25 protein-coding genes are annotated in these 24,245 nt (G+C 60.3%); 18 read left to right on the top strand and 7 right to left on the bottom strand.

Going from position 1 to position 24,245, the window contains the following annotated elements; all coding sequences use genetic code 11:
• Positions 1–55: 55 nt before the first annotated feature.
• From RS75_RS00990 to RS75_RS00965, 6 genes are all read left to right on the top strand, one after another.
• Entirely contained in the window at positions 56–961 is a 906-nt protein-coding gene (locus RS75_RS00990) for a UTP--glucose-1-phosphate uridylyltransferase (RefSeq protein ID WP_045016688.1), read from the top strand.
• A 105-nt stretch (positions 962–1,066) separates the two neighbouring features.
• Positions 1,067–3,415: a polysaccharide biosynthesis tyrosine autokinase gene (locus tag RS75_RS00985; protein WP_045016487.1), complete on the top strand. Its 2,349-nt coding sequence runs from the start codon at positions 1,067–1,069 to the stop codon at positions 3,413–3,415.
• A 133-nt stretch (positions 3,416–3,548) separates the two neighbouring features.
• Positions 3,549–4,493 (top strand): 2-hydroxyacid dehydrogenase, encoded by a 945-nt coding sequence (locus RS75_RS00980; protein WP_045016484.1) that lies wholly within the window; start codon positions 3,549–3,551, stop codon positions 4,491–4,493.
• 200 nt (positions 4,494–4,693) lie between these two features.
• The gene (locus RS75_RS00975) at positions 4,694–5,692 is read left to right on the top strand and encodes an ABC transporter substrate-binding protein (protein ID WP_045016482.1); all 999 of its coding nucleotides are present in this window, start codon (positions 4,694–4,696) and stop codon (positions 5,690–5,692) included.
• 224 nt (positions 5,693–5,916) lie between these two features.
• The gene (locus tag RS75_RS00970) at positions 5,917–6,804 is read left to right on the top strand and encodes an ABC transporter permease (RefSeq protein WP_045016480.1); all 888 of its coding nucleotides are present in this window, start codon (positions 5,917–5,919) and stop codon (positions 6,802–6,804) included.
• The gene (locus RS75_RS00965) at positions 6,797–7,852 is read left to right on the top strand and encodes a quaternary amine ABC transporter ATP-binding protein (RefSeq protein ID WP_045016478.1); all 1,056 of its coding nucleotides are present in this window, start codon (positions 6,797–6,799) and stop codon (positions 7,850–7,852) included. Before RS75_RS00970 ends, RS75_RS00965 begins: the two co-directional genes overlap by 8 nt.
• On the opposite strand, the gene RS75_RS00960 is transcribed toward RS75_RS00965, so the two are convergent.
• Complete coding sequence (locus tag RS75_RS00960; RefSeq protein WP_084686332.1) at positions 7,849–9,078, bottom strand: TIGR03862 family flavoprotein; 1,230 nt, start codon at positions 9,076–9,078, stop codon at positions 7,849–7,851. The two genes, RS75_RS00965 and RS75_RS00960, sit on opposite strands and share 4 nt — an antisense overlap.
• Before the next feature lie 67 nt (positions 9,079–9,145).
• Here RS75_RS00960 and RS75_RS00955 point away from each other — a divergent pair, with 67 nt between their 5' ends.
• The 3 genes from RS75_RS00955 to RS75_RS00945 are packed head-to-tail and all read left to right on the top strand — an operon-like array spanning position 9,146 to position 11,094.
• Positions 9,146–9,733, top strand: a complete 588-nt coding sequence (locus RS75_RS00955; protein WP_045016475.1) for an IMPACT family protein — start codon at positions 9,146–9,148, stop codon at positions 9,731–9,733.
• Between the two features lie 57 nt (positions 9,734–9,790).
• Entirely contained in the window at positions 9,791–10,459 is a 669-nt protein-coding gene (locus tag RS75_RS00950) for a pseudouridine synthase (RefSeq protein WP_045016473.1), read from the top strand.
• An 8-nt stretch (positions 10,460–10,467) separates the two neighbouring features.
• A complete protein-coding gene (locus RS75_RS00945; protein WP_045016471.1) occupies positions 10,468–11,094 on the top strand; it encodes a class I SAM-dependent methyltransferase in 627 nt (208 codons plus the stop codon).
• On the opposite strand, the gene RS75_RS00940 is transcribed toward RS75_RS00945, so the two are convergent.
• A complete protein-coding gene (locus RS75_RS00940) occupies positions 11,095–11,280 on the bottom strand; it encodes a hypothetical protein (protein ID WP_045016469.1) in 186 nt (61 codons plus the stop codon).
• Between the two features lie 190 nt (positions 11,281–11,470).
• On the opposite strand from RS75_RS00940, the gene RS75_RS00935 reads away from it, so the two are divergent.
• Positions 11,471–12,700, top strand: a complete 1,230-nt coding sequence (locus RS75_RS00935) for a PQQ-dependent sugar dehydrogenase (RefSeq protein ID WP_045016684.1) — start codon at positions 11,471–11,473, stop codon at positions 12,698–12,700.
• Positions 12,701–12,787: 87 nt separating this feature from the next.
• Complete coding sequence (locus RS75_RS00930) at positions 12,788–13,804, top strand: DNA topoisomerase IB (protein ID WP_045016467.1); 1,017 nt, start codon at positions 12,788–12,790, stop codon at positions 13,802–13,804.
• A 3-nt stretch (positions 13,805–13,807) separates the two neighbouring features.
• Here the strand turns inward: RS75_RS00930 and RS75_RS00925 are convergent, their stop codons facing one another.
• Positions 13,808–14,530 carry a response regulator transcription factor gene (locus tag RS75_RS00925; RefSeq protein WP_045016465.1) on the bottom strand — a complete coding sequence of 241 codons (723 nt, stop codon included), beginning with the start codon at positions 14,528–14,530 and terminating at the stop codon, positions 13,808–13,810.
• Position 14,531: 1 nt separating this feature from the next.
• Positions 14,532–15,767: a GAF domain-containing sensor histidine kinase gene (locus RS75_RS00920; RefSeq protein ID WP_045016463.1), complete on the bottom strand. Its 1,236-nt coding sequence runs from the start codon at positions 15,765–15,767 to the stop codon at positions 14,532–14,534.
• Positions 15,768–15,835: 68 nt separating this feature from the next.
• Between RS75_RS00920 and RS75_RS25320 the strand changes: the two genes are divergently transcribed.
• The 7 genes from RS75_RS25320 to recX all read left to right on the top strand — a co-directional run bounded on the left by RS75_RS25320 (position 15,836) and on the right by recX (position 22,154).
• Positions 15,836–16,084: a hypothetical protein gene (locus tag RS75_RS25320; protein ID WP_162484785.1), complete on the top strand. Its 249-nt coding sequence runs from the start codon at positions 15,836–15,838 to the stop codon at positions 16,082–16,084.
• Positions 16,074–17,090 carry an ABC transporter substrate-binding protein gene (locus tag RS75_RS00915; RefSeq protein ID WP_045016461.1) on the top strand — a complete coding sequence of 339 codons (1,017 nt, stop codon included), beginning with the start codon at positions 16,074–16,076 and terminating at the stop codon, positions 17,088–17,090. The genes RS75_RS25320 and RS75_RS00915 overlap by 11 nt, the downstream gene beginning before the upstream one ends.
• Positions 17,091–17,189: 99 nt before the next feature.
• Positions 17,190–18,653 carry an ATP-binding cassette domain-containing protein gene (locus RS75_RS00910; protein ID WP_045016459.1) on the top strand — a complete coding sequence of 488 codons (1,464 nt, stop codon included), beginning with the start codon at positions 17,190–17,192 and terminating at the stop codon, positions 18,651–18,653.
• The gene (locus RS75_RS00905) at positions 18,650–19,591 is read left to right on the top strand and encodes an ABC transporter permease (protein WP_045016458.1); all 942 of its coding nucleotides are present in this window, start codon (positions 18,650–18,652) and stop codon (positions 19,589–19,591) included. The genes RS75_RS00910 and RS75_RS00905 overlap by 4 nt, the downstream gene beginning before the upstream one ends.
• Positions 19,588–20,535 carry an ABC transporter permease gene (locus tag RS75_RS00900; RefSeq protein ID WP_045016456.1) on the top strand — a complete coding sequence of 316 codons (948 nt, stop codon included), beginning with the start codon at positions 19,588–19,590 and terminating at the stop codon, positions 20,533–20,535. The genes RS75_RS00905 and RS75_RS00900 overlap by 4 nt, the downstream gene beginning before the upstream one ends.
• Before the next feature lie 35 nt (positions 20,536–20,570).
• On the top strand, positions 20,571–21,491 hold the full coding sequence (locus RS75_RS00895) for an SMP-30/gluconolactonase/LRE family protein (protein WP_045016453.1): 921 nt from the start codon (positions 20,571–20,573) through the stop codon (positions 21,489–21,491).
• A 72-nt stretch (positions 21,492–21,563) separates the two neighbouring features.
• On the top strand, positions 21,564–22,154 hold the full coding sequence (recX, locus tag RS75_RS00890) for a recombination regulator RecX (RefSeq protein WP_045016682.1): 591 nt from the start codon (positions 21,564–21,566) through the stop codon (positions 22,152–22,154).
• Positions 22,155–22,157: 3 nt separating this feature from the next.
• On the opposite strand, the gene RS75_RS00885 is transcribed toward recX, so the two are convergent.
• The 3 genes from RS75_RS00885 to RS75_RS00875 form a co-directional block, all read right to left on the bottom strand.
• Positions 22,158–22,559: a c-type cytochrome gene (locus RS75_RS00885; RefSeq protein ID WP_407691479.1), complete on the bottom strand. Its 402-nt coding sequence runs from the start codon at positions 22,557–22,559 to the stop codon at positions 22,158–22,160.
• Positions 22,560–22,657: 98 nt separating this feature from the next.
• Positions 22,658–23,185: a DUF992 domain-containing protein gene (locus tag RS75_RS00880; RefSeq protein WP_045016450.1), complete on the bottom strand. Its 528-nt coding sequence runs from the start codon at positions 23,183–23,185 to the stop codon at positions 22,658–22,660.
• Positions 23,186–23,430: 245 nt separating this feature from the next.
• A complete protein-coding gene (locus RS75_RS00875; RefSeq protein WP_045016447.1) occupies positions 23,431–24,240 on the bottom strand; it encodes an ATP-binding cassette domain-containing protein in 810 nt (269 codons plus the stop codon).
• Positions 24,241–24,245: the final 5 nt, after the last annotated feature.

The raw sequence follows: 24,245 nt of genomic DNA, 5'->3' as shown, positions 1-24,245 counted from the left end.
GGACAAATCTGTAAGCGGACTGGGGAAAGATCAAACCTTGATGAAGGAGAACGCGATGGACCTGAACAAAACTGTCAGAAAAGCCGTCATTCCCGTAGCCGGCAACGGCACGCGGTTTTTGCCCGCCACCAAGGCGATGCCAAAGGAAATGCTGACGATCGTCGACCGCCCGGTCGTGCAATATGCCGTCGATGAAGCCATGCAGGCCGGCATCGAGCATATTATTTTCGTGACCAGCCGCAACAAGACCGCGATCGAAGACTATTTCGACAGCGCGCCCGAGCTTATCAACACGCTGACGCGCTCCGGTAAGACGGTTCAGGTGTTGCAGCTTGAAAAGATGCTGCCTGTCGCGGGCACCGTCAGCTACACGCGCCAGCAGGTGCCGCTCGGTCTTGGCCACGCCGTCTGGTGCGCGCGCGAACTGGTGGGCAAGGAGCCCTTCGCGCTGCTTTTGCCAGACATGGTTTCCTATGGCGCGCGCGGCTGCATTGCCGGGCTGATGGAGCTTTACGATGAAGTCGGCGGCAATATTCTCGGTGTTGAGGAATGCCTGCCGGAAGAAGTGTCGTCCTACGGTGTCGTCGGCGTGGGTGAGAAGGTTCATCATGGCTTTGCGGTCACCGAAATGGTCGAGAAGCCGGAACCATCCAAGGCGCCTTCGAATTATTACCTGAACGGTCGTTATATTCTGCAGCCGGAAATCTTCGATATCCTCGCCAAGCAGGAGCGCGGCGCGGGCAATGAAATCCAGCTGACCGACGGTATGAAGCGGCTCGCCGAAAAGCAGGCCTTCCATGCGCAGAAATACAGCGGACGCACATTCGATTGCGGCAGCAAGCAGGGCTTTATCGCCGCCAATGTCGCCTTCTCATTGATGCGTGCCGACATGGAGGCGCAGGTTCTTGCCTCCGTGAAGGAACTGGTTGCAAACCATGAAAGCCGCGTTCAAGCGGCCTGATTTTAATCGCGCCGCCGGGGAGGCGGTCGGCGCACCAATAACGGGGGGCGGGAAGTCGAGCGTGGCTCGGCTTCCCGCGTACCATTTTTTTCACAAGGTAGGTCCATGCACCACAAGACCTTTAAATCCAATATCGGCTTTCCGGATCCCGGCAAGGATGCCGACACGTTCATCGACCTCGACCGCCTCTGGGCCGCCGTGGTTCGCCGTGCCAATGTCATTGCCGCCTCAGTCATTGCCGCAGTGGTTCTGGCCGGCCTTTATCTGGTGCTTGCGACCCCCGTTTACACCGCGATGACGCAGGTGTTGCTGGATGAAAGCCTTTCCCGCTACGCGGAAGAGGAATCGCCGGTGCCCGCCGCCCAAATCGTCGATAACCGCATCGCCAGCGCCGTGGAAATCCTTAAATCCAAGGAAATGGCGCTGACCGTGGTCGACAAGGCCAAGCTCGACGAGAACGACACCATCGTCAATCCGTCGATGTCGCCGGTCGATCTCGTGAAATCCTCCGTGCGCGGTATCGTCGACCTCATCCTGCCGGGTGATCCGCCGGTTTCCGAAGCGGCAATCCGCGCCGGGCGGCGCGAAAAGGCAGCCGCCGTACTTCAGCAATCGCTGATCGTGGAGCGTGTCGGCCGCAGTTCGGTTATCGCCATTTCCACCCGTTCGACAGACCGGCAGCTTGCCGCGCTGATCGCCAAGACCTATGCGCACGCCTATCTCACCGAACAGCTGAACGCCAATTTCGACGCCAGCGAGCGCGCTTCCGTGTGGTTGCAAGAACGCATGACCGACCTGAACCAGCGTGCCCAGGCAGCCGAGCTGGCGGTGCAGAAATTCCGGTCGGACAACAATATCGTCTCCTCGCGCGGCGAGCTGATGTCGGAAAGCCAGCTGGCCGATCTCAACGGCCAGTTGATTGCAGCGCAGGCGGACGTCGCGACGGCTGCGGCCCGCTATGGCCAGTACAAATCCATCATTGACCGTGGACCGGATGCGGCTGTCGACAATGCGGTCGTTTCCGCACGGGATGCCGATAATTCGGTTATTCAGGACCTTCGCAAACGCTACATTACAATCTCGGATCGATTGCAGGGCGTCGTGCAGCAATTCGGCGCCGATCATCCGCAGGCCGCCGCGCTGGAGGGTGAGAAGAAAGAGATCGCAAGGCAGATCTTCCAGGAATTGCAGCAGGTGACCGGCAGCCTGAGGAACGAATACGACGTCTCCAATTCCCGCGTGCAATCGCTCCGCGATAATATCGACCGCGTCGCGGGCCGTAATTCGCAGGCCAATATCACCATGGTGCAATTGCGTGAGCTGGAGCAACGGGCAACCGCGCTGCGCACGCTCTACCAGTCCTATCTCGGCCGCTTCGAAGAAGCATCCCAGAAGCAGTCGCTGCCGATCGCCAAGGCCCGCATCATCTCCGAAGCGGGTCTGCCTACAGCGCCGTCCAGCCCGAAAAAGACCATGACCATGGCGCTTTCGGTCATTCTCGGCCTGATGCTGGGCGGCGGCATCGCAGCGCTTCTCGAATTCCGGGATCGCTTTTTCCACACCGGCAACGATGTGCGCGACAATCTGCGCATGCGCTTTCTGGGTTACCTGCCCTTTATCGGAGAAAGGGGCGTGGAACCGGCAAAACCGGGCACCAGCGCCGCCACCCCCGTCAGCGAGAACACCACACTCGATGAAAGCGGCCAGGTCTCGTTCCAGAAAATGCTGCGACTTGCCGTCGACAGCCCGCGCTCCAGCTTTGCGGAAACGCTTCGCAACGTGAAGCTAACGGCTGATGTCGTTATCCAGGAACGCCAGTGCCGGGTCATCGGTGTCATTTCCTGCCTGCCGAACGAGGGCAAATCGGTCGTGGCACTCAACCTCGCCGGGCTGATCGCCTCCACCGGCAAGCGCACGCTCGTGGTGGATGCCGACATCCGCAATCCCGGCCTCAGCCGCATGCTGACGACGCGGCAATCCGCAGGTCTCGTGGAGGTCGTCCTCGACGAGACACCGTGGACGCAGGCGGTGAAGGTCGATACGCGCACGAAGATGGGCATCCTGCCGGTTTCCACCAGCAACCAGTTCGCGCATTCGAGCGAGCTGCTGGCTTCCTCCGGCATGCGCAAATTCATCGAATCGGCGCGTGAGGCCTGCGACTACATCATCGTCGACCTTGCACCCGTCGTTCCCGTCATCGACGCGAAAGCCTTCGCGCCACAGGTGGACGGTTTCGTCTTCGTGACGGAATGGGGCAAGACGCCGATCCAGATGGTGCAGAACCTGATGGCCAATGAGCCGCAGATCGCCAACAAGACGCTGGGCATCGTGCTGAACAAGACCGATATGACGGAATTGCAGCGTTATGCCGGCCCCGGCGGTTCGGAACACTACCACGAGACGTTCGCGGCCTACTACGGCGACGCCAAGCCGGCAGTAAAAGAAAACGCCTGAATGGTGTAACGGCCCGGTGAAAACCGGGCCGTTCTTTTTGCGGCACAAATTCCGACGTCCCGCCTATGGCATTGCCTGCAAAATTGCGCATTGATGGTGAAAAGCCCAATTGCCAGCAAGCAGGACCAATTTCATGCCATCACCCATCGCCTTTGTGTCACGGATGAATGCGCAGACGGAGGCCGTCTGGAAAGACGCACTTTGCGCTGCCATGCCGGAAGAGAAAATCCTCTCCTTTTCCGAACTGAGCGGCGAACAGAAACGGACGGTGGAATTCGCCATCGTCGCCAATCCCGATCCGGCCGACATTGCCGCATTGCCGGGTCTCACCTGGATTCACAGCCTGTGGGCGGGTGTCGAACGGCTCGTGCTGGAACTGGGGAGCAAGGCCCCGCCGATCGTCAGGCTGAAAGACCCGGAGCTTTCGCGTGTCATGGCGGAAGCCGTGCTGGCATGGACCTACTATCTGCAACGCGACATGCCGGCCTATCGCGAGAACCAGCAAAAAGCCCTCTGGCACGAGTTCGATTACCGCCATCCGCGCGAGATGACCATCGGCCTCCTCGGCCTTGGCGCACTCGGAACGGCCGCTGCGGAACGCCTGCTCCACGCGGGCTTCAACGTTGCGGGCTGGAGCCGCTCCGCCAAAGCCATCGAGGGGGTGGAAACGCTGACGGGCGATGACGGGCTGCAAGGATTACTCGAGAAAAGCGACATCCTCGTCTGCCTGGTGCCACTCACCGATGCGACGCACGGCCTTCTGAACGCCGGCCGTCTCGCCGCCATGAAAGAGGGCGCCGCCCTCATCAATTTCGCCCGTGGAGCCGTCATCGTCGCCGACGATCTGATCGCGGCGCTTCACTCCGGCCAGCTTTCGCATGCGGTTCTCGATGTCTTCGAACAGGAGCCGCTGCCTGCGGCTTCCGTATTCTGGCAACACCCGAAAGTCACCGTCCTGCCGCATATTTCCGCGCCGACAAGCCGGGAAAGTTCAGCGAAGATCGTGGCCGGCAATATCAGGACATGGCGCGAGACGGGCGTGCTGCCGGAAACGATCGATATGACGCGCGGCTACTGAACCGGCGGCCGCGTGTCGCAAATTTTACAAATTCAACGGCAGCGCCGGGCGATTGATTGATAATTGCCATCCTCAATACGCCAGAAACTGCCGCAAACGGAACGGCAACAAAGGAATTATTAACGCTCAATACGGGGGCTGACGGGGGCGGTGCCGTCTGCATCCGGGTCTCCGCCACACCGCGACCAGAGGGAACAAAAATGAAAATACTTTTGGGTGCCACAATTCTTTCCGCCGGCTTCGCCTTTTCAGGCGGCGCGGCCTATGCCGCCGAATGCGGAAACGTCACCATCGCCAGCATGAACTGGCAGTCCGCCGAAGTCGCGGCCAATCTCGACAAGCTCATTCTTGAAAAAGGCTATGGCTGCTCCGCCGAAATCGTCACCGGCGATACCGTACCGACATTGACCTCCATGGCCGAAAAGGGCCAGCCGGATATCGCGCCGGAAGCCTGGGTCAGCCTGCAACCGGAAATCGTCAAGCAGGGGCTGGAAGGCGGCAAGGTCGTCGCCGCAGCCAAAATCCTGTCGGACGGTGCCGTTCAGGGCTGGTGGATTCCAAAATATTTTGCCGACGCAAATCCCGGCATCAAGAGCATTCCGGACCTCTTCAAACATCCGGAACTTTTCCCCTCGCCTGAAGACAAGGCAAAGGGCGCCGTATTCAATGGCCCGCAGGGCTGGGGCGGCACGGTCGTCACCGCCCAACTTTTCAAGGCATTTGGCGGTGAAAAGGCCGGCTTCACCCTCGTCGACACCGGCTCCGCCGCCGGCCTGGACGGCTCTATCGCCAAGGCATACGAGGCCAAGCAGCCATGGGTTGGCTATTACTGGGCGCCCACCTCGTTGCTCGGCAAATATGAAATGGTGAAGCTCGGCTTCGGCACCGAATATGATGCGGCCGAATGGAAGCGCTGCACCTCGGTTGCCGATTGTCCGGACCCCAAACCCAATGCATGGCAGGTTGACGACGTGCAGACGCTGGTCAGCAAAAGCTTCGCCGACCGTGCCGGCCCGGCCATGGATTACCTGAACAAGCGCGCCTGGACCAACGCAACCGTCAACAAGCTGATTGCCTGGATGACCGACAATCAGGCGACCGGCGAAGATGGCGCCAAGCACTTCCTGAAGGAAAACGAAGCCCTCTGGTCGGGCTGGGTTTCTCCTGACGTCGCGCAAAAGGTCAAGGCCGCCCTCTAAGGAGGGGCGACATATCTGCCCGGCAGAAGGCGTCCGCCAATGGCGGCGCCAGGCCGGATCGACGCTGAACCTCCCTTGCGATTTTTGCAGGTGATGAAGCGCCGGTTCAACAAGATAGGGCGTCCCGTCTGGCGTATAAGCAGATGTGCGGCGCTCTGGCGATTTTACTCCCGGAGTGCGGAGGATATCGATCCCCGCCTCCGGTTCGTCATGGAGAACAGGATATGGATTGGCTTTTTAAATTTCCGGCCATGAATGATGATGCCCTTCGCGCGCTCAAAAAAGTGATCGACGAAGGCTTCCGGGCATTTACCCGGACCTATGGCAGCGCGATAGAGGGGTTGTTCACCCCCCTTCAGAGCTTCCTCATCTGGGCGGAAAGACTTTTGATCGGCGCACCCTGGCCGGTCGTTATTGTTATTGTCGGTGTGCTCGCCTGGTTTGCCAGCCGTAGCGCGACTATTGTTGCACTCTGTTGCGGTATTCTGTTTGCCATAGGCTGGTTCGGCATGTGGGAAGACACGATGAAGACGGTGTCGATGATCTTCGTCTGCGCCGTGTTATCCATCGTCGTCGGCCTGCCGATCGGCATCGCCATGGCGCGGTCCAACCGCTTGCAGAGTATCGTCAATCCCATTCTTGACGTCATGCAGACGATGCCGAGTTTCGTCTACCTCATTCCCGTTGTCATGCTGCTTGGCATCGGCCGTGTGCCGGGCGTCATCGCCGTCGTGATCTACGCCATTCCGCCGATGATCCGGCTTACCAACCTCGGCATCCGCATGGTCGATCGGGACGTTCTGGAGGCGGCCGACGCTTTTGGCTCCTCCAAGCGCCAGAAGCTGTTCAAGGTACAGCTGCCGCTTGCGCTTCCCACCATCATGGCGGGCATCAACCAGACAATCATGATGGCGCTCGCCATGGTCGTCATCGCCTCCATGATCGGCGTGCAGGGCCTCGGCCAGCCGGTTCTGAAGGCTATCGCCAACCAGTATTTCACGCTCGGCGTGTTCAACGGCCTCGCAATCGTCGGCATCGCCATCATCTTCGACCGCATCAGCCAGGCCTATGGCCTTCGTCTGCAAAAACACCGGGAAGTGGCGCATGGCTAGTCAATCGATCGAAATCCGCAGCCTTTACAAGATTTTCGGCTCCAAGGCGGAAAACTACATCGACGCTGTAAAGGGCGGCATGTCCAAGACGGAACTGAACGCCAAGCACGGCCATGTGCTCGGCCTCAGCGACATCAACATCACCATGCCGGGCGGGCAGATCACCGTTATCATGGGGCTTTCCGGTTCGGGAAAATCGACGCTGATCCGCCACGTCAACCGCCTGATCGACCCGACGGCCGGCGAAATCCTTTATGGCGGCACCGATGTCTGCCGCCTGAACGAAGCTGAACTTCTGGAATTCCGCCGCCACAAGACAGCGATGGTGTTCCAGAAATTCGGCCTGCTGCCGCACCGCAACGTGCTGCAAAATGTCGTCTACGGCCTTGAGGTTCAGGGCATAGACAAGGGCGAGCGGGAAGAAAAGGCCGATGTCTGGATCAAGCGTGTGGGGCTGGAAGGTTTTTCGAGCCATTATCCGAACCAGCTTTCCGGCGGCATGCAGCAGCGCGTGGGTCTTGCCCGGGCGCTGACCAACAATGCCGAAATCCTGCTGATGGACGAGGCCTATTCGGCGCTCGATCCGCTCATCCGCGTCGACATGCAGACGGTGCTGCTCGAATTGCAGAAAGAGCTAAAGAAGACCGTCGTCTTCATCACGCATGATCTGGACGAGGCCCTGCGGCTGGGAGACAAGATCGCCATCCTGCGCGACGGCGAGATCATCCAGCAGGGTACGGCCGCCGAAATCGTCATGAGCCCGGCGGACAGCTATATCGAAGCCTTCGTGGAGGAGGTCAATCGCGGCCGGGTCATTCGCCTCGGCGCCATCGTCCAGCCGGAGTTTTCCGGCCAGTCGCGTCTTCAGCTCGGTGCGGACATGACCGTCGAGGAAGGCTTGCGCGCACTCGTCAGGGAGGATGTCGGCAGCGCCGTCATCATCGGCGAAAACGGCAAGGCACTCGGTTCCGTCACCACGGATGCCATCATGCGCTGCCTCGTCAGGACCACGCCAGGTGCGGAAAAGAAATTGGCTGAGGCCGGTTAGGCCAGGCCTTCGAGCCATTTGGCCATGCCCTTGGCGGCGGCCTTGCCGGTGGCGAAACAGGCGGTCAGCAGATAACCGCCGGTCGGCGCTTCCCAGTCCAGCATTTCCCCGGCAGCAAATATGCCGGGGAGTTTTTCCAGCATGTAGTTGCCATCAAGACCGTGCCAGTCAACGCCGCCAGCCGATGAAATCGCTTCGGCAATAGGTCTTGGCCGCAAAAGCGGTATCTCCGCATGTTTTATTCTTGCGGCGACAAAGTCATCGGGCATAGTCGATATATCGGGAAAGATTTCCCGCAGAAGTCCGACCTTTACGGCGGACAGGCCGGCGGCCTTGCGCATGCGGTTTGCCAAACTCTCCTTGCGGCCAAGCTTTGCCAGATCTCGGCTCAAGCGCTCCACGGCGCGTCCCGGCGCCAGATCGATGGCAAGCGAGGCCTTGCCCGTCTCATCCAGCCGGTCGCGCAGTGCGGCGGAATGGGCGTAAACGATGCTGCCCTCTATGCCGTGTTTCGTTATTACGAACTCGCCCTGAAAGGCTCCGTCCGGGGAAATGGCGATGACGGATTTCAGGGCCTTACCCGCAAAACGCTGCCGGAAGACATCGCTCCAGTCGACGTCGAAACCGCAATTGGCAGGTTTGAAGGGATTAAGCACCACACCTTCAGCCGCAAGTGCGGGCACCCATGCGGCATCGGAACCCAGACGCGGCCAGCTTGCGCCGCCGAGCGCGAGGAGAACGGCATCGGCCTCGACGGCAACCTCGCCCTCCGGCGCTACGAAAACCAGTCGGCCGCCGGAAAAACCCATCCAGCGATGCCGCGTCCTGATGGTAACGCCCTGCGCCTCCAGCCGGGCAAGCCATGCCCGCAACAGCGGCGAGGCTTTCATGACGGTCGGAAACACCCGGCCCGATGTGCCGACGAAGGTCTCCTGCCCCAGCCCATGCGCCCAGTCGCGCAGCATGCCGGGCGTAAAACCATCAAGGGCTGCACGCAGCTTTGGCTCCGCATCGCCAAAACGGTGGAGGAAATTTCCGTAATCTTCGGCATGGGTGATGTTGAGACCGGATTTGCCAGCCATCAGCAATTTGCGCGCGACAGTCGGCATCGCCTCGAACACCGTCACGGCATGGCCTGCCGCCGATAGCATTTCCGCCGCCATCAGGCCCGCCGGCCCGCCGCCGACAATCGCGACCTGCCTTGCCTTGTCCAACACCCTCTCCATCGCCATCTTCGCCATCGTGGCCTTATACCGATTTCCGCGCGCGAATATATGCGATATTGAAACGCGCATGTTCACGCTCGACCGCCCCGTCACCTTTTCGCAGGATATCAAGAAAAGCCGCTTCATCGCCTTTGCAGCACCTGTGACAGGCGAGGAGGATGCGAAAAGCTTCCTTGCGGCGCATTCTGACCTTGATGCGAACCACAATTGCTGGGCATGGCGCACAGGTCAGGTCTATCGTTTCAGCGATGACGGCGAACCTTCCGGCACGGCGGGAAAACCGATCCTTCAGGCCATCGACGGTCAGGCGCTGGACAATGTCGCGGTTCTCGTCATCCGCTGGTTCGGCGGCATTCTGCTCGGCAGCGGCGGCCTCATCCGTGCCTATGGCGGCACAGCGGCAGCCTGCCTTCGGCTCGGCGAAACCTCCCCCGTCATCGCCTATGTCAGCGCGACGCTGAGCTGCCCGTTTTCCGATCTGGCACTGGTGAAATCGCGCCTGTCCGCCACACAAAACCTGCGGGTGGATAGGGAGGACTTCACCGGCACCGGCGCGGATATGCTGCTTTCCGTTCCGGCTGAAGAGGCGGAGCGCCTGTCGCGGCTCATCAGCGACCTGACCAGCGGGCGCGTCAATCTTCATATTCCCGACTAAATAATATTGCGGGGGCACGCATCTGGCCCCATGCCTGATTTGTGCTAAGGAAGCACAATGTCATCTATGCTTTCGGACCCCGTCTATAATCCGCCGCTCGACCCCTGGCTAACCATCGTGCACCGGGATGACGATCTGCTGGTGCTGGACAAGCCCAGCGGGCTTCTGTCGGTGCCGGGGCGCGATCCCGCACTCTCCGACAGCCTTTTGACGCGGGTGCAGAAACGCTTTCCAAAAGCGTTGATGATCAACCGGCTGGACAAGGATACGTCTGGTATCGTGCTGATGTCGATGAACCGCAAGGCGCATGCGGCGGTCGCCGCCCAGTTCGAAAACCGTCAGACGCGCAAATCCTATGTCGCCGTCGTCTGGGGAGAGGTCGAGGGTGAAGAGGGCGAGGTCGATCTGCCGCTGGCGATCGATCCCGAAAACAAGCCCCGCCACCGGGTGGACCACGAATACGGCAAGCCGGCGCAAAGCCTGTGGCGGGTACTGGAAAGATTGCCGCTTCCCGCAACGCGGCTGGCACTTACCCCCCTTACCGGCCGCACCCATCAATTGCGGGTGCACATGAAGGCTCTTGGCCATCCGATCCTCGGTGATGAATTTTATGCCGAAGGCGAGGCGCTTGCCGCCGCGCCGCGCCTGATGTTGCATGCAGAAGAGGTTGGTTTTCGCCACCCGGATGGCCGCGACGTCACCTATACCGTGCCCTGCCCGTTCTGAGGCCTGCGATGAAAGAACAAGACGAAAGCTTCGTAGTGGATTTTGTGGGCGGTGCGGTCGGTCACCGTTTCCGCTCCGGCGAAGGTCGCGGACAGGCTCTGCCGAAAGCCGCTGGCTTCACAAAAGGCCGCACGCCAAAAATCGTGGATGCTACGGCAGGGCTTGGGCGGGATGCCTTCCTGCTCGCCTCCTTAGGGGCCGATGTGACGCTGATCGAACGTTCGCCGGGCATGCACGCTCATCTCGCGGACGGTATTCGCCGCGCATTGGAGGCGGGCGGAGCGTATGCCGAGGCCGCCTCACGCATGACGCTGCTGCAGGGCGATTCACGGCATCTGCTGAAAGAGCTTTCTCCCGAAGTGGTGATCGTCGACCCCATGCATCCGCCGCGCCACAATACGGCGTTGGTGAAGAAGGAGATGCGGGTGCTGCGCGAGCTTGTCGGCTCCGATCCGGACCAGATCGAACTGATGGAGGCTGCGCTTGAAAATGCGACGAAACGGGTGGTTCTGAAATGGCCGCTGCGCGCCGACCCGATGCCCGGCATCCGCAAACCATCCCACCAGATAACGGGCAAGAACACCCGTTACGACGTCTTCATGATCTTCGGAAAATCTTCCGATCCCGAGGAATAATCAGCGGAAGCTCGGCTTGCGCTGCGCGTTCATCAGAAGTTCGTGCTTCGATGCGAATTCGCCGAACAGTTTTCTGAGCCGGGCCTCCTCGGCCTTGTCCAATCGGTAACGGTGGCAGAATTCCGCAACGCTCAGGATCGGCTTGGTTCTGTTCCCGTCTATGCTCTTGTTGTCGATGATCTGCATGGTACCCTCCGTGTAACCACGTAACATTTGGGGGAAACGTGATGGTGGGCCGGCGGTTCCTTGTGAATTCGCGTGGATGAAAAAGAGCATCCCGCCGTACACGGCCTCATCAAGTTTTCTTGAAACTATCGAACGAAACGAAATCCTCCCCAAATTGTTTCTGCTGATGCAGACGAAGGAAGGGAGACTCATGTTCCGCAACAACCTATTTCTGAGCTCGACGATGTTACTCGCCCTGATTGCAATACCGCTTGCCGGTGCGGCTCAGGCACAGACCGCCGCAACTGCGGAGACGAAACGAGCCAATGCACCGGATCAGAAACCGGCCTCCGAGGGGCAGACCCGCGCGCCGCAGGCCGCCACACAGCCAAACATTGAAAAGACAGTCATCGCCGAGGGCCTGCCGCATCTATGGTCTATGGAATTCCTGCCAGACGACCGCATGATCGTTGCGGCCAAGGAAGGCGCCATGCACATCGTCGCCGATGGCAAGGCCGGCCCCGCGATCGCAGGTGTGCCGGAAGTCGCATCCGCCGGCCAGGGCGGTCTTCTCGACATAGCGCTTGCGCCCGATTTCGAAACATCACGCACTATCTTCTTCTCCTTTTCCGAACCGCGCGATGGCGGCAACGGCACCTCGGTGGCCTCGGCCAAACTGACCGAGGAAGGCGGGACGGCCAAACTTGAAAATGTTTCGGTGATTTTCCGCCAGACGCCGACCTATGACGGCGATAAACATTTCGGTTCCCGTCTGGTCTTCGGGCCGAACAACGAGCTTTACGTCACCGTTGGCGAACGTTCGGATGCGACGCCGCGCGTGCAGGCGCAGGATTTGTCCAGCGGTCTCGGCAAGGTCTTCCGCATTGATGCGCAAGGAAAAGCCTTCGAAGGCAATCCTTTCGCCAGCCAGCAGAACGCCCTTCCCGAAATCTGGAGCTACGGCCACCGCAACTTGCAGGCGGCGGCGCTCGATGGTCAGGGAAGGCTCTGGACCGTGGAACACGGGCCGAAGGGCGGCGATGAGCTGAACTTGCCGAAAGCCGGCCTGAACTACGGCTGGCCAGTCATTACCTACGGCATTGAATATAGCGGCCGTGCCGTCGGTGAAGGTGTCACCGCGAAGGAAGGCATGGAACAGCCGGTCTACTACTGGGACCCCGTCATCGGCCCCTCCGGTATGGCCTATTATGACGGCGACCAGATTCCCGAATGGAAGGGCGCCTTTATCGTTGGCGGCCTGGTGAGCCAGGGCCTCGTCATCCTGCATCTCGATGGCGACAAGGTCGCGACCGAAAGCCGGCTGCCGCTTGAGGCGCGTATCCGCGACGTGAAGGTCGGGCCGGATGGCGCACTTTATGCCGTGACCGAAGAGCGCGGCGGTGGGGAATCGCAAATTCTGCGGATCGCCAAGGCTGGCTAGGAACAAGGACGACTGGAGAGACGGGCCGCCGGAACGAAGGCGGCCTGTTTTTCGTTTGCCGCAGCATGAAACCTGCCGGAAAAAACGATGCCACAACCGCCTGCCCGCCTTCTCGCAAAAATCGGACTTACCTATGTTAGCGATCAGGAACCCGGAATAGCCCGCGAAAAGCGCGGACGTGGTTTCTGCTATCGGCTGCCGAATGGCGAGCTTCTGTCCGATAGTCTCGAACTGAAGCGCGTCAAATCGCTCGGCATACCACCAGCCTATAAGGACGTATGGATCTGCATCGACCCATCGGGGCATTTGCAGGCCACCGGCTTCGATGCGCGCGGGCGAAAGCAATATCGTTATCATCCGGACTGGCACGCGCTGCGGGGCGAAACCAAGTTCTTCCAGCTCAAAAGCTTCGGCAAGGCGCTGCCAGCCATCCGCCGCCGCGCCATCGCCGATATCGAAAAGCAGGATCATGGGCAGGAGGTGACGCTTGCCGCCCTGACGCTGCTGCTCGACGCCGCCTATCTGCGCGTCGGCAACCGTTCCTATCTCGAAACCAATGGCACCTATGGCGCGACGACCTTGCTCAAACGGCATGTCTCTTTCGGCGAAACCATCGAGTTGCGGTTTGCCGCAAAGGGCGGGCAGAAGGTGAAGCGCAAGCTGCGTCACCCTCGCCTTCAGAAAATCCTGGAAGAAATCGCCGATCTGCCCGGCAAGGAGCTGTTCGTCTGGCAGGATAGCGAAAACCGGGTGCATTCCGTCGATTCAAGCGATCTCAACGCCTATCTTTCCCGCATCGGCGGTGACGGCATTTCCGCCAAGACCTTCCGCACCTGGGGCGGAACGCTGGCGGCCTTCTGCCACGCGATGGAGCGCTTGGCGTCCGGCGAAAAACCCAGCATAAAAGGCATGTGCCAATCAGCAGCGACGGAGCTTTCCAACACGCCCGCCATCTGCCGCAAGAGCTATGTCCATCCTGCCGTTCTCGACATAGCGACGGAGGAGAAGGCGCGGAAAAAGCTCGACCGTATCTTGAAGGTCGGCGCAAAGCCCGTCTCCGGCCTCAGGGCGGATGAAAGACGGCTGCTTGCCTTCCTGCCCTGACGATCAGCGGCTTGCCGCCCACTCGCCAAGCTCCCGCTCTGCCTTTTCCAATGCGCTGTAGTTCAAAAGTTTACGCAGGAAAGCCACCGTGACGGCGCGGGTTCTCAGATTATACCGCCCTTCGGCCTCGTCATCGCCGGCCGTCTGGTGCACGTTCAGCTTCTCATAGAGGCTTTGCAGGCGGTTCTGCACGCTGCGCAGCGACAGGTTGCGACGGCGCGCAATCGCCTTGTCAGTCAGGCCGAGCGCCACATCGATCAGGATTTCATATTCGGAATCGGTAAAGCCATGCGCCTTGCCGAGGCTCTTTTCCTGCAATCCGCGCACTTCCCGATCGATCACGCATTGCGCCTCGATGAAGATGCTGCGTAGCGCCAGCCGCAACCGATCATCGGATGCCGATTTCAGCACGTAACCATAGGCGGCCCCTTCAGGAACGATGCGGGAGACGCCACGCACATAGGCCTCGTCGGAATAGTTGGACCAGAACAGGATGCGGGTGTCCGGCCGCTCCTTCCAGATGGTGCGCGCCGCCTCGATGCCGTTGCGCTCATTCATCTGTAAATCCATGACGATATGCGCGGCCCGGTTTTCCCGCGCGAGTTTCTCGCCGGTCCTGCCGTTTGCCGCCTCCAGCACGTTGTCGCATTCCGGCAGGGCGGCTCTCACCGCCTCGTTCAGATAGGCGCGATGCAGCGCATCGTCCTCGACGATCAGCACATCCATGTCATGACTCCTCCCGCCGGTCGAAGGCGCTTTCCGGCAACGTCACGGTGATGCGGGTACCAGCACCTTTGCCATTGCCGCCAATATCAAATCTGGCCGAAATCAGCCGCGCCCGCGTCTTCATATTACCAATGCCGAGGCCGCCGGAAGCGCCGCTTTCCCCGCCGCCGCTGCCGTCGTCGCTGACCGTCACCCGCAAGCCGCCATCGATCGCGGCAAGCGTCACGGCGATGGTTTCAGGCTGGGCATGGCGAATGGCGTTGTTAACGGCCTCCTGTACGATGCGGAACAGCGATATCGCCACCGTCTTGTCGAGCGTTTCGACCAATCCGTCCGTCTCGTCTGTTACCGACCAGTCGATCGCAGAGCCGCTATCGCGCACGGAACGGTCCACATAGGTTTCGATCGCCTGCACGACACCGAACAATTGCAGGATGGAGGGTTTTGCCTCCTCGATGATCTCGCGCAGATCCTGCATGCAATGCTGCAGGCTGCGCACTACCGGCTCCAGCATCTCACCCGACATATCGGAGGCATGGCTCATGCGCTCGATACGCCGCGCAAGCCGCGTCAGATCCGCCAGCGTCTGGTCGTGCAGATCCATGCCGATCCGCTGCCGCTCGGCCTCCAGTGCCTCGGTCAATTGCAGGGCGCCCAGCCGCAAGCCCTCTTCACGGGCATTGGCGCGCGCCTCTTCAATGGCCGACCTCTTGGCCTGTTCGGCAGCGCGAATGGCGTAGAAATAAGGTGCCAGCAAATCCGCAACCGCGCGGGCATTGCCGACATCCTCCATCGTGTAAGCATTCGACTGGTGCGAGGAGCAACTCAGGGCACCGATAATGTCGCCATGCACCTTCATTGGCACATGCAGGCGGCTATGCAGGTCCAGTTCGATGATGGGGCTGGAAAATGCCCCTTCGAAATGAAAGCGCGGATCGGCACAGGCATCGCCGCTTAGGAGATACTCAACCTCGCCGGAGAGCACGGAACGGATCGGGCTGCCGGTCAGAAGCGCCGGCGGCTGTCTGCTCCAGGCGCTTGCCAGACCGCTTTCATAGGCGATGTGAAATTTGTCATCCAGCTGCTTGATGCAGACATCGAGGTGGACGTGCGGAATGATATGGGTGATCTCGGTCGCCACCGCCTGAATGATGGCGTTGAATTCGAGCTGCCCCGCAAGCAGCCGCGAAATGCCCATATAGTGGTGGAAAAGAGCGCTTTTCGGCGTATCCAGCATGTGCGGACACCCTCCCAAGCGTCTGCCTTGTCGACTTGTGCGGAGCAAACCAGAAGTATCAGTCCGCCGTGTCAGCCATTCTGCGCCCGGCGGTGCCGTTTCGTCCTGCGGGTTCCCGCATCCTTTCTGCGGAAACCCGCAGTAAGATTGCCGTGATCCGCCTGTACAAGCCAAATCTTCTTGGTCATTCTCGCTTCTACTGGGGAAAGGAGCTCCAGTGCAAAGGAATTCCGCCTGCCGCCGAGGAGATTTGCGGGAAAGCGGGTTCCGAGCTCAAAAAGGGCAAGCCACCAGGGAGGAAAATCAATGGCTTTTAGAAAGATGCTTCTGGCATCGGTCGCTGCCGCATGCGCAGCTTTGCCGATCACAGCTCACGCCGACACGTCGGCTAAAAAAATCGCGCTTTCGAACAATTACGCGGGCAATTCCTGGCGTCAGGCAATGCTGACGAGCTGGGACAAGATCACCAAGCAGGCGGTCGCCGACAAGCAGGTTGCCAGCGCCGACGCCTTCACCACCGCCGAAAACCAGGCGACCGAACAGGCGGCGCAAATCCAGAACCTTATTCTCCAGGGTTACGATGCCATCGTCATCAACGCCGCTTCGCCCACCGCCCTCAACGGCGCGGTGAAGGAAGCCTGTGACGCCGGTATCATTGTCGTGTCCTTCGATGGTATCGTGACGGAACCCTGTGCATGGCGCATTGCGGTTGACTTCAAGGCCATGGGTGCAAGCCAGATCGACTATCTGGCGAAGGCCATGCCGAAGGGCGGCAATCTGCTCGAAATCCGTGGCCTTGCAGGCGTTTCGGTCGATGACGAAATCCATGCCGGCATCGCCGCCGGTGTCGCCAAAAACCCGCAGTTCAAGATCGTCGGTTCGGTCAACGGCGACTGGGCGCAGGACGTTGCGCAGCGTGCCGTCGCCGGCATTCTGCCAAGCCTTCCCGAAGTCGCTGCCGTGGTGACACAGGGCGGCGACGGCTATGGCGCCGCACAGGCTTTCGCTGCCGCCAAGCGTCCGACACCCACCATCGTCATGGGCAACCGCGAAGACGAACTGCAATGGTGGAAACAGCAAAAGGATGCGAGCGGCTACGAGACCATGTCGGTTTCCATCGCCCCCGGCGTCTCCACGCTCGCTTTCTGGGTGGCGCAGCAAATCCTCGACGGCAAGGATGTGAAGAAGGATCTGACCGTTCCCTTCCTGCGCATCGACCAGGGCAATCTTGAGGAAAATCTCAAGAACACCCAGAAGGGCGGCGTCGCGAATGTGGAATATTCGCAGGAAGACGCTCAGAAGGCCATCGCATCGGCCAAATAGGCCGGAGCGACTTAGAGCCTGAATATTGCGGCGCTCCCGGAATGGGCGCCGCGATAGCCATCGATATTATCCTATTTTCAGATCACTGGCGTATTGTTCATGAATGACATCATCGAGGCGGAAGAAGTCGTCACCGCGCGCGGCGTGAAGGTCGTTTTCGGCGCGGTGAAAGCGCTTGATGGGGCCGATCTCGTCATCCGCGCGGGGGAGTGTCTCGGGCTCGTGGGCCACAATGGCGCGGGAAAATCCACAATCGTCAACGTCATCAATGGCGGACTGACACCGCATGAGGGGTCCATTTCCTATCGCGGCAACCAGAACCGCCACGGCATCGCTGCGGCGCGTGCCGGCGGCGTACGCTGCGTGTTTCAGGAACTGTCGCTCTGCCCGAACCTGACGATCAGCGAAAACGTCCGCATCATGCATGCCGCAATCAGCGGGCGGAACTGGCGCGGCCGCGCGCTCACCATGATCCGGCAGACGCTGGACGAGATTTTCCCCGGCCACGGCATCGATTGCGAACTGACGATCGCCGAACTTTCCATCGCCGAGCGGCAGATGGTGGAAATCGCCATCAATTTCTGTCGGACACCGGACGCGCCGAGATTGGTCATCCTCGATGAGCCGACCTCCTCGCTCGATGCCGGTCTTGCCGAGCAATTGATGGATTATGTCAGCCGTTTCGTGCGTACAGGCGGCTCCGTTCTGCTGATCTCCCATATTCTCGGCGAAATTCTTTCGACATCCACCCGCATCGTCGTCATGAAGGACGGCCGTGTGGTCGCCGACCGGACGGCGGGAGAGTTCACGACGCGCACGCTAGTGGAAGCCATGGGCAGCGTCGTCAAGGAACAGGACAGGCAGAAAGGCGAAAACCGCAAGGCGGGAGAGAAGGTGCTTTCCATGCCTGCGCGCAGAGGCAAAGGCCTTCCCTTCGAAGCGTTTCGCGGCGAGATCATCGGCCTTGCCGGTCTCGGCGGCCACGGCCAGACCGAAGCCCTCCTCGATCTCTATCTTGCCCGCAACAGCAGCTGGCTACCCGCACGCAAGACGGATATCGCCTTCGTGGCGGGCGACCGCAGTCTGAACGGCACCTTTCAGCTGTGGAGCATCCTCAAGAACCTTTCCATCGCCTCGCTGCGGGATATTTCATCCGCAGGCATGGTGGACAGGGGCAAGGAAGCCGAGCTTGGCGCACAGTGGAAAAAGCGCATCGAAATCCGCACGCCCGATATGGGCAACAAGATTCTTTCGCTCTCGGGCGGCAACCAGCAGAAGGTGCTTTTCGCCCGCGCGCTCGCCACCACGGCCAGCACGGTGCTGATGGATGACCCGATGCGCGGCGTCGATATCGGCACCAAACAGGAGGTCTACGACATCTTGAGAACCGAAGCCTCCCACGGCCGCACCTTCATCTGGTACTCCACCGAGATGGACGAAATCCGCCTGTGCGACCGGGTTTATGTGTTCCGCGAAGGCGCCATTCAGGCGGAACTGGTGGGTGAGGAAATCACCGAGCAGAACGTGCTGGCCGCCTCCTTTTCCGGAGAAGACCACGCATGAAACTCTCCGCCAGCGCCCTTCGCCTCATCATTCCTGCCGCCTCGCTCGCCTTCCTGCTCGCCGCTGTTTTCTACATGCAGCCGCGCGCCATGAGCTATAATGGCCTCAACCTGCTGTTCAATCTGGCGGTGCCGATTGCGCTTGCCACCATTGCGCAGATGCTGATCATGTCCGTTAATGATCTCGATCTGTCGATGGGCACCTTCGTCAGTTTCTGCGCCTGCGTCTCCGCCACCTTCCTGCAAACGACGCCATTGCTTGGTATCGCGATCTTCGCCGGTGCGATTGGGGTTTATGCGGTGCTTGGCGCGATCATCCACATCCGCGCCCTGCCTTCCATCGTCGTCACACTTGGCATGAGTTTCGTCTGGGGCGGCCTTGCCGTCCTCATCCTGCCCTCACCCGGAGGCCAGGCACCGGCCTTCATCCGGGCGCTGATGACGGCAAAGCCTCCGCTCGTGCCGATCGCCATCATCGCCAGCATCCTGATTGCAGCCGTCGCCCACTATATCGTCATGCGCTCGTCCTTGGGTGTGCTGATGCGCGGCGTCGGCGGCAACTTCCGCTCGGTCGAACGCTCCGGCTGGTCAGTTGTCGGCATACGCGCCGCCACCTTCGCGCTGGCCGGTTTCTTCGCCGTGCTGTCTGGCATCGCACTTGTCGGGCTGACGACATCGGCTGATGCCAATATCGCGCTTCGCTACACGTTGCTGTCGATTGCAGGTGTCATTTTAGGCGGCGGTGAATTCGTCGGCGGCCGGGTTTCGCCCATCGGTGCCGTCATCGGCGCACTGACGCTGACCCTTGCCGGCTCGTTCCTGTCATTCATGCGCATTTCGCCGGACTGGCAGATCGGCGCACAGGGCGCGATCCTCATCATCGTGCTCGCCCTGCGCCTCCTGCTCAACCGTCTCGAAAAGCGGGAGAAAAACCAATGAACGGGCTTTCGTCCTTCTCTAAAAAACCATGGATCTGGTCTTTTGCCGCAACGGCTGCCGTCTGGATCGTCACCGTCATGTTCACCGGCGGCGCAAGCTCCTTCGGCCTGTCGCACGCGGCGCTGACCTTCGCGGCCTTCTCCGTAATCGTCGGCATCGGCCAGATGTTCGTCATCACACTCGGACCGGGTAATATCGACCTCTGCGTTCCCGCAACGATGACGCTTTCCGGCACGCTGGCCTTGAAATTCATGGATGTGTCCGACGGCCTCATCCTGCCCGGACTGCTGATCGCCATCCTGATCGGCATCGCCATCGGTATCGGCAACTACACGCTGATCAAGCTCCTGCGCATCCCTCCGATCATCGCGACGCTGTCCATGAGCTTCATCGTGCAATCCATCGCCATCTGGTCCAACCGCGGCCTGCGCATCAAGCCGCCGGAAACATTGGCCACTTTCGCCACCTCCAGCTCTCTAGGCATACCGAACGTGGCGCTCGTCGCACTGCTGCTCTCGGTCATCGCCTGGTTGCTGCTTGACCGCACCTTTTACGGACGCTGGATTTCCGCCATCGGCCAGAGCACCTTCGCTGCCCGCATGACCGGTATTCCGGTGGATGGAACACGTTTCATCACCTATGTGCTTTGCGCGGTGCTGGCGGCCATCGCCGGTTATCTGCTCGCCAGCTTCTCCGGCGGCGCGGCGCTCAACATGGGGTCGGAATATCTGCTGATGTCCATCGCCGTTGTTGTGATCGGCGGTACGGCGGTGGCGGGCGGTGATTCCAACGTGCCCGGCATCTGGGGCGCCTCGCTCTTCATGTTCCTGGTGGTCTCGATGCTGAATACCTATGGTTTCGGCGCGGGCATCCGCCTCATCCTCACCGGCCTCATCATCATTTCCGTCATTCTTCTGGCAAGCGGCCCCAAGGCCACGCGCTGAACCCCGAACGACAAGCCCTCAAGCGGACCACGCTCATGACCACAGACAAGACATCCCCTTTCGAAATTCACGATGATCGCTTCCGTCTTCTGATCGTCGGTAATGCGGAACTGGAAGAGCTTTATTCCGGCTGCCGCTGGGCCGAAGGCCCGGTATGGTTTTCCGATCTGAACTGCCTTCTGTTCAGCGATATTCCCAATGAGCGCATGCTGCGCTGGGTGCCGGATGGCGGGATTTCGGTGTTCCGCCAGCCCTCCAACTTCACCAACGGCAATACCCGCGACCGGCAGGGACGGCTGGTTTCCTGCGAACATGGCGGCCGCCGCGTCACCCGCACCGAGGTCGACGGCTCGATCACGGTTCTTGCCGACAGTTACGACGGCAAGCGGCTGAACTCGCCCAATGACGTGGTGGTGAAATCCGACGGCAGCGTCTGGTTCACCGACCCCACCTACGGCATTCTTTCCGACTACGAAGGGTACAAGGCGGAACCCGAGCAGAAGACGCGCAACGTCTACCGGCTCGATCCTGTAACCGGTGAGATCAAGATCGCCATCGATGACTTCCTGCAGCCAAACGGCCTTGCTTTTTCGCCTGATGAAACCAGGCTCTATGTTGCCGACAGCTCCTACAGCCATGATGTATCCCGCCCGCGCCATATCCGCGTCTTCGACGTCGTGGACGGCGTGAAGCTCACGAACGGCCGGGAATTCTGCAATCTCGACAATGGTTTGCCGGACGGCTTCCGTCTGGATACGGCGGGCAATCTCTGGACCAGCGCCGGCGACGGCGTTCACTGCTTTTCGCCTGACGGTACGCTGCTCGGCAAGATCAAGGTGCCGCAGACGGTCGCAAACCTCACCTTCGGCGGCCCGAAAAAGAACCGCCTGTTCATCACCGCGACGAGATCACTCTATTCGGTCTACGTCGCCGCAACCGGTGCGCAGACACCGTGAGGCGCTGAAAAACCGGAGGACATGAGGCGGACAGGAACTGGCAAGACGGCTTCGCTGCGCTATAAAAGCGGGATGAACGATGATTCCAGCCCCTTCCTGACCGACGACATGGCCCTGGATGGTGAAACGCAGGCCGGCGAACCCACCAGCCGGATGCTGTCCTGGGCGCGCAATTCCGCTCTCTACCGGCTGGAACAGCGCATGATGACGGAAAAGCAGCTGCGTGACGCAGTCACGCGCAAGGCGCGGGAAAAATTCGAGGCAATCAGCCCGGCACAGGCAAAGGCGCTCGGCGAGTTCGCCGTGACCTTCGCTTATGGCATCAAGGCCCTTGATGACACGGCCTACGCGGAAATCGCCGTGCGAAGCGGCCAACGCAGCGGCAAGTCGAAACGCGGGCTGGCGCAAAAACTTCAGATCAAGGGCATCGATCGGGAAACGGCCGCAGTCGCGCTTGAGGAAACCAACGATCTGGTGGCGGCCGTCATCTTCGCACGCAAGCGCGCCTTCGGCCCCTTTCGCCGTGTCGAGCTTGATGAAAAACGCAAGTCGAAGGAATTTTCCGCCTTCGCCCGCAACGGTTTCGGTTTCGAGATCGGCGCGAAGGTTATGGCAATGACGGTGGAAGAGGCGGAAGAGATCGTTTCGGAAGCGCCGCTTTAAGAGTTACTGCGGCAGAGGATGCGTTTTCAGATAGGCGATCAGATCCGTAATATCCGTTTCGCTCCACAGCCCGAAAAAGCGCATCGAGGTTCCGGGGATCGCTTTCTTCGGACTGGCGATGAACTTTTGCAGTTCCTCCTCGGTCCACACCCGGCCAGCCGCACCGGCATCCCTAAGCGCCTGCGAATAATGGCCGTAATCGGCCACTCCAGCCATCGGCCTGCCGACCACGCCCATCAGATGTGGCCCCATGCGGGTGCGCGGCGCATCGATGCTGTGGCAGGTTGAACACCGGCTGAAAACCTTCTCGCCGTGAGCCGAATCACCTTCGGCAAAGGCCGTGACGGCGAGACAGAGGAAAAAAGCCAGTAAAGCCGGGAGGATTCTGAATGTGGCGGTCGTCATGATCCGCATACTACAACGCCCTCTTCGTCTGACAACGAAGAGGGCGTTTTTTGACATGCGACAGAATGCCCTGAGCTATGCTCCGGGCGCTTCACCGATCAGTTCATGGCCGTGAGCGTCACGGAGGTGCCGGTGGCGGCAAGGTTGAGGCCGACCTGACCCGTCACGCTGACCGTCTGAAGCTGGATGGAACCGGAGGTGCCACCAACGAGGACGTTGGTGCCGACGCCGAGACCGACAGTCACTTCAGCCGTTGCGCCCTGATAAAGGCCGCCGAGCGAACCGCGATGGTAACCCGCTGTCGGGGCAAAAACGGCCCAGACCAGACGGCCCTGCGTGGTGAAACCAAGATCAACGCCCATCTTGCGGATCGCGCCGGTGTAATGGTCGGTGCGGCGCGCGCCGAGGGTGGACTGGAACGTGCAGTCCAGTTCCTTGGCCGAGCCGATAACGTAACCGACACCGCCGCCGATATCGCAGCTCAGATAGCCGATCTTGACGCCGTTGCGGTCGTCCTGCTCCTGGGGAGCCGGTTCATATCTCGCAAGGTCGGCAGCGAGTGCGGACACGGTACCGCCGAGGCCCATCGTCAATGCGGCAAAAGTTACGGCAACAGCCTTTTTCATCTTATTTTCTCCTGTTTCATTCCTACCCGCAGCAGCCCTTCTTGCCCTCTCCGGATATTGAATTCCGCACTGTTAACGTTTGTTCCCCAAAATCGATCCAAAACAACTGAATTGGATGCAAGGAAAGCAAAACAGTTAACAATGTCTACTGGCGGTAGGATGCCATTAAGACATTGTTAGGGCGGGAAACGCTTGAGAAATTGCCGTCGAAGACGAGCACTTCCAAGCGTTGTTTTACGGCAACATCAAAGCGGCAGGGCGACGGGAAAGCCGGTGGCGGCATGGGTGATGACATCCATGCGAACGCCATAAATCCGCTCCAGCGTTTCCGGCGTCATGATCTCCTGCGGTGTTCCCCTTGCGATCAGGTGGCCGGAATGAAGTGCGACGATCTCATCGCAGAAGCGTGCCGCCATGTTGACATCGTGCAGTACGACGATGACGCCGAGACCCTTTTCGCGCGACAGTCTCTGCACCAGCGAAAGCACCTCGAGCTGGTGCGCCATGTCGAGCGCCGATATGGGTTCGTCCAGCAGCAGGCTTTCGGCGTTCTGGGCAACCAGCATGGCCAACCACACGCGTTGGCGCTCGCCGCCGGAAAGCGTGTCCACCAGCCGGTCCCGGAAGGCCACGGTATCGGTCAGCTCGATCGCCTCATCCACCTTCTCCTGATCCGCCTTGGTGAACTGGCCAAGCGCGCCGTGCCAGGGGTAACGGCCAAGCGCCACCAGTTCCTTGGCCAACATGCCGGAGGCCGCCGGCGTATATTGCGGCAGATACGCGAGCTTCCGCGCGAATTCACGATTGCTCCAGCTCCCGAGTGCCTTTCCCTCGAACGAGACCCTGCCCGTCGTCGGCTCCTGGATGCGCGCGAGAATCTTGAGCAGCGTCGATTTTCCCGAACCGTTATGTCCGATCAGGCCGATGGTCTTGCCGGTTGCAAAACTTGCCGTCAGCGGATGCAGCAACGTCCTGCCCGGCACTTCCATCGTTACGCCGTCCAGAGAAAAAAGCGGAATATCGTCGTAATCGACGGCAAGTGCGGCCTCACCCATGGTTC

The organism is Rhizobium nepotum 39/7, from assembly GCF_000949865.1.
GTDB classification, from domain to species: Bacteria; Pseudomonadota; Alphaproteobacteria; order Rhizobiales; family Rhizobiaceae; genus Agrobacterium; species Agrobacterium nepotum.
This window is presented reverse-complemented; position numbering and strand designations above follow the sequence as displayed.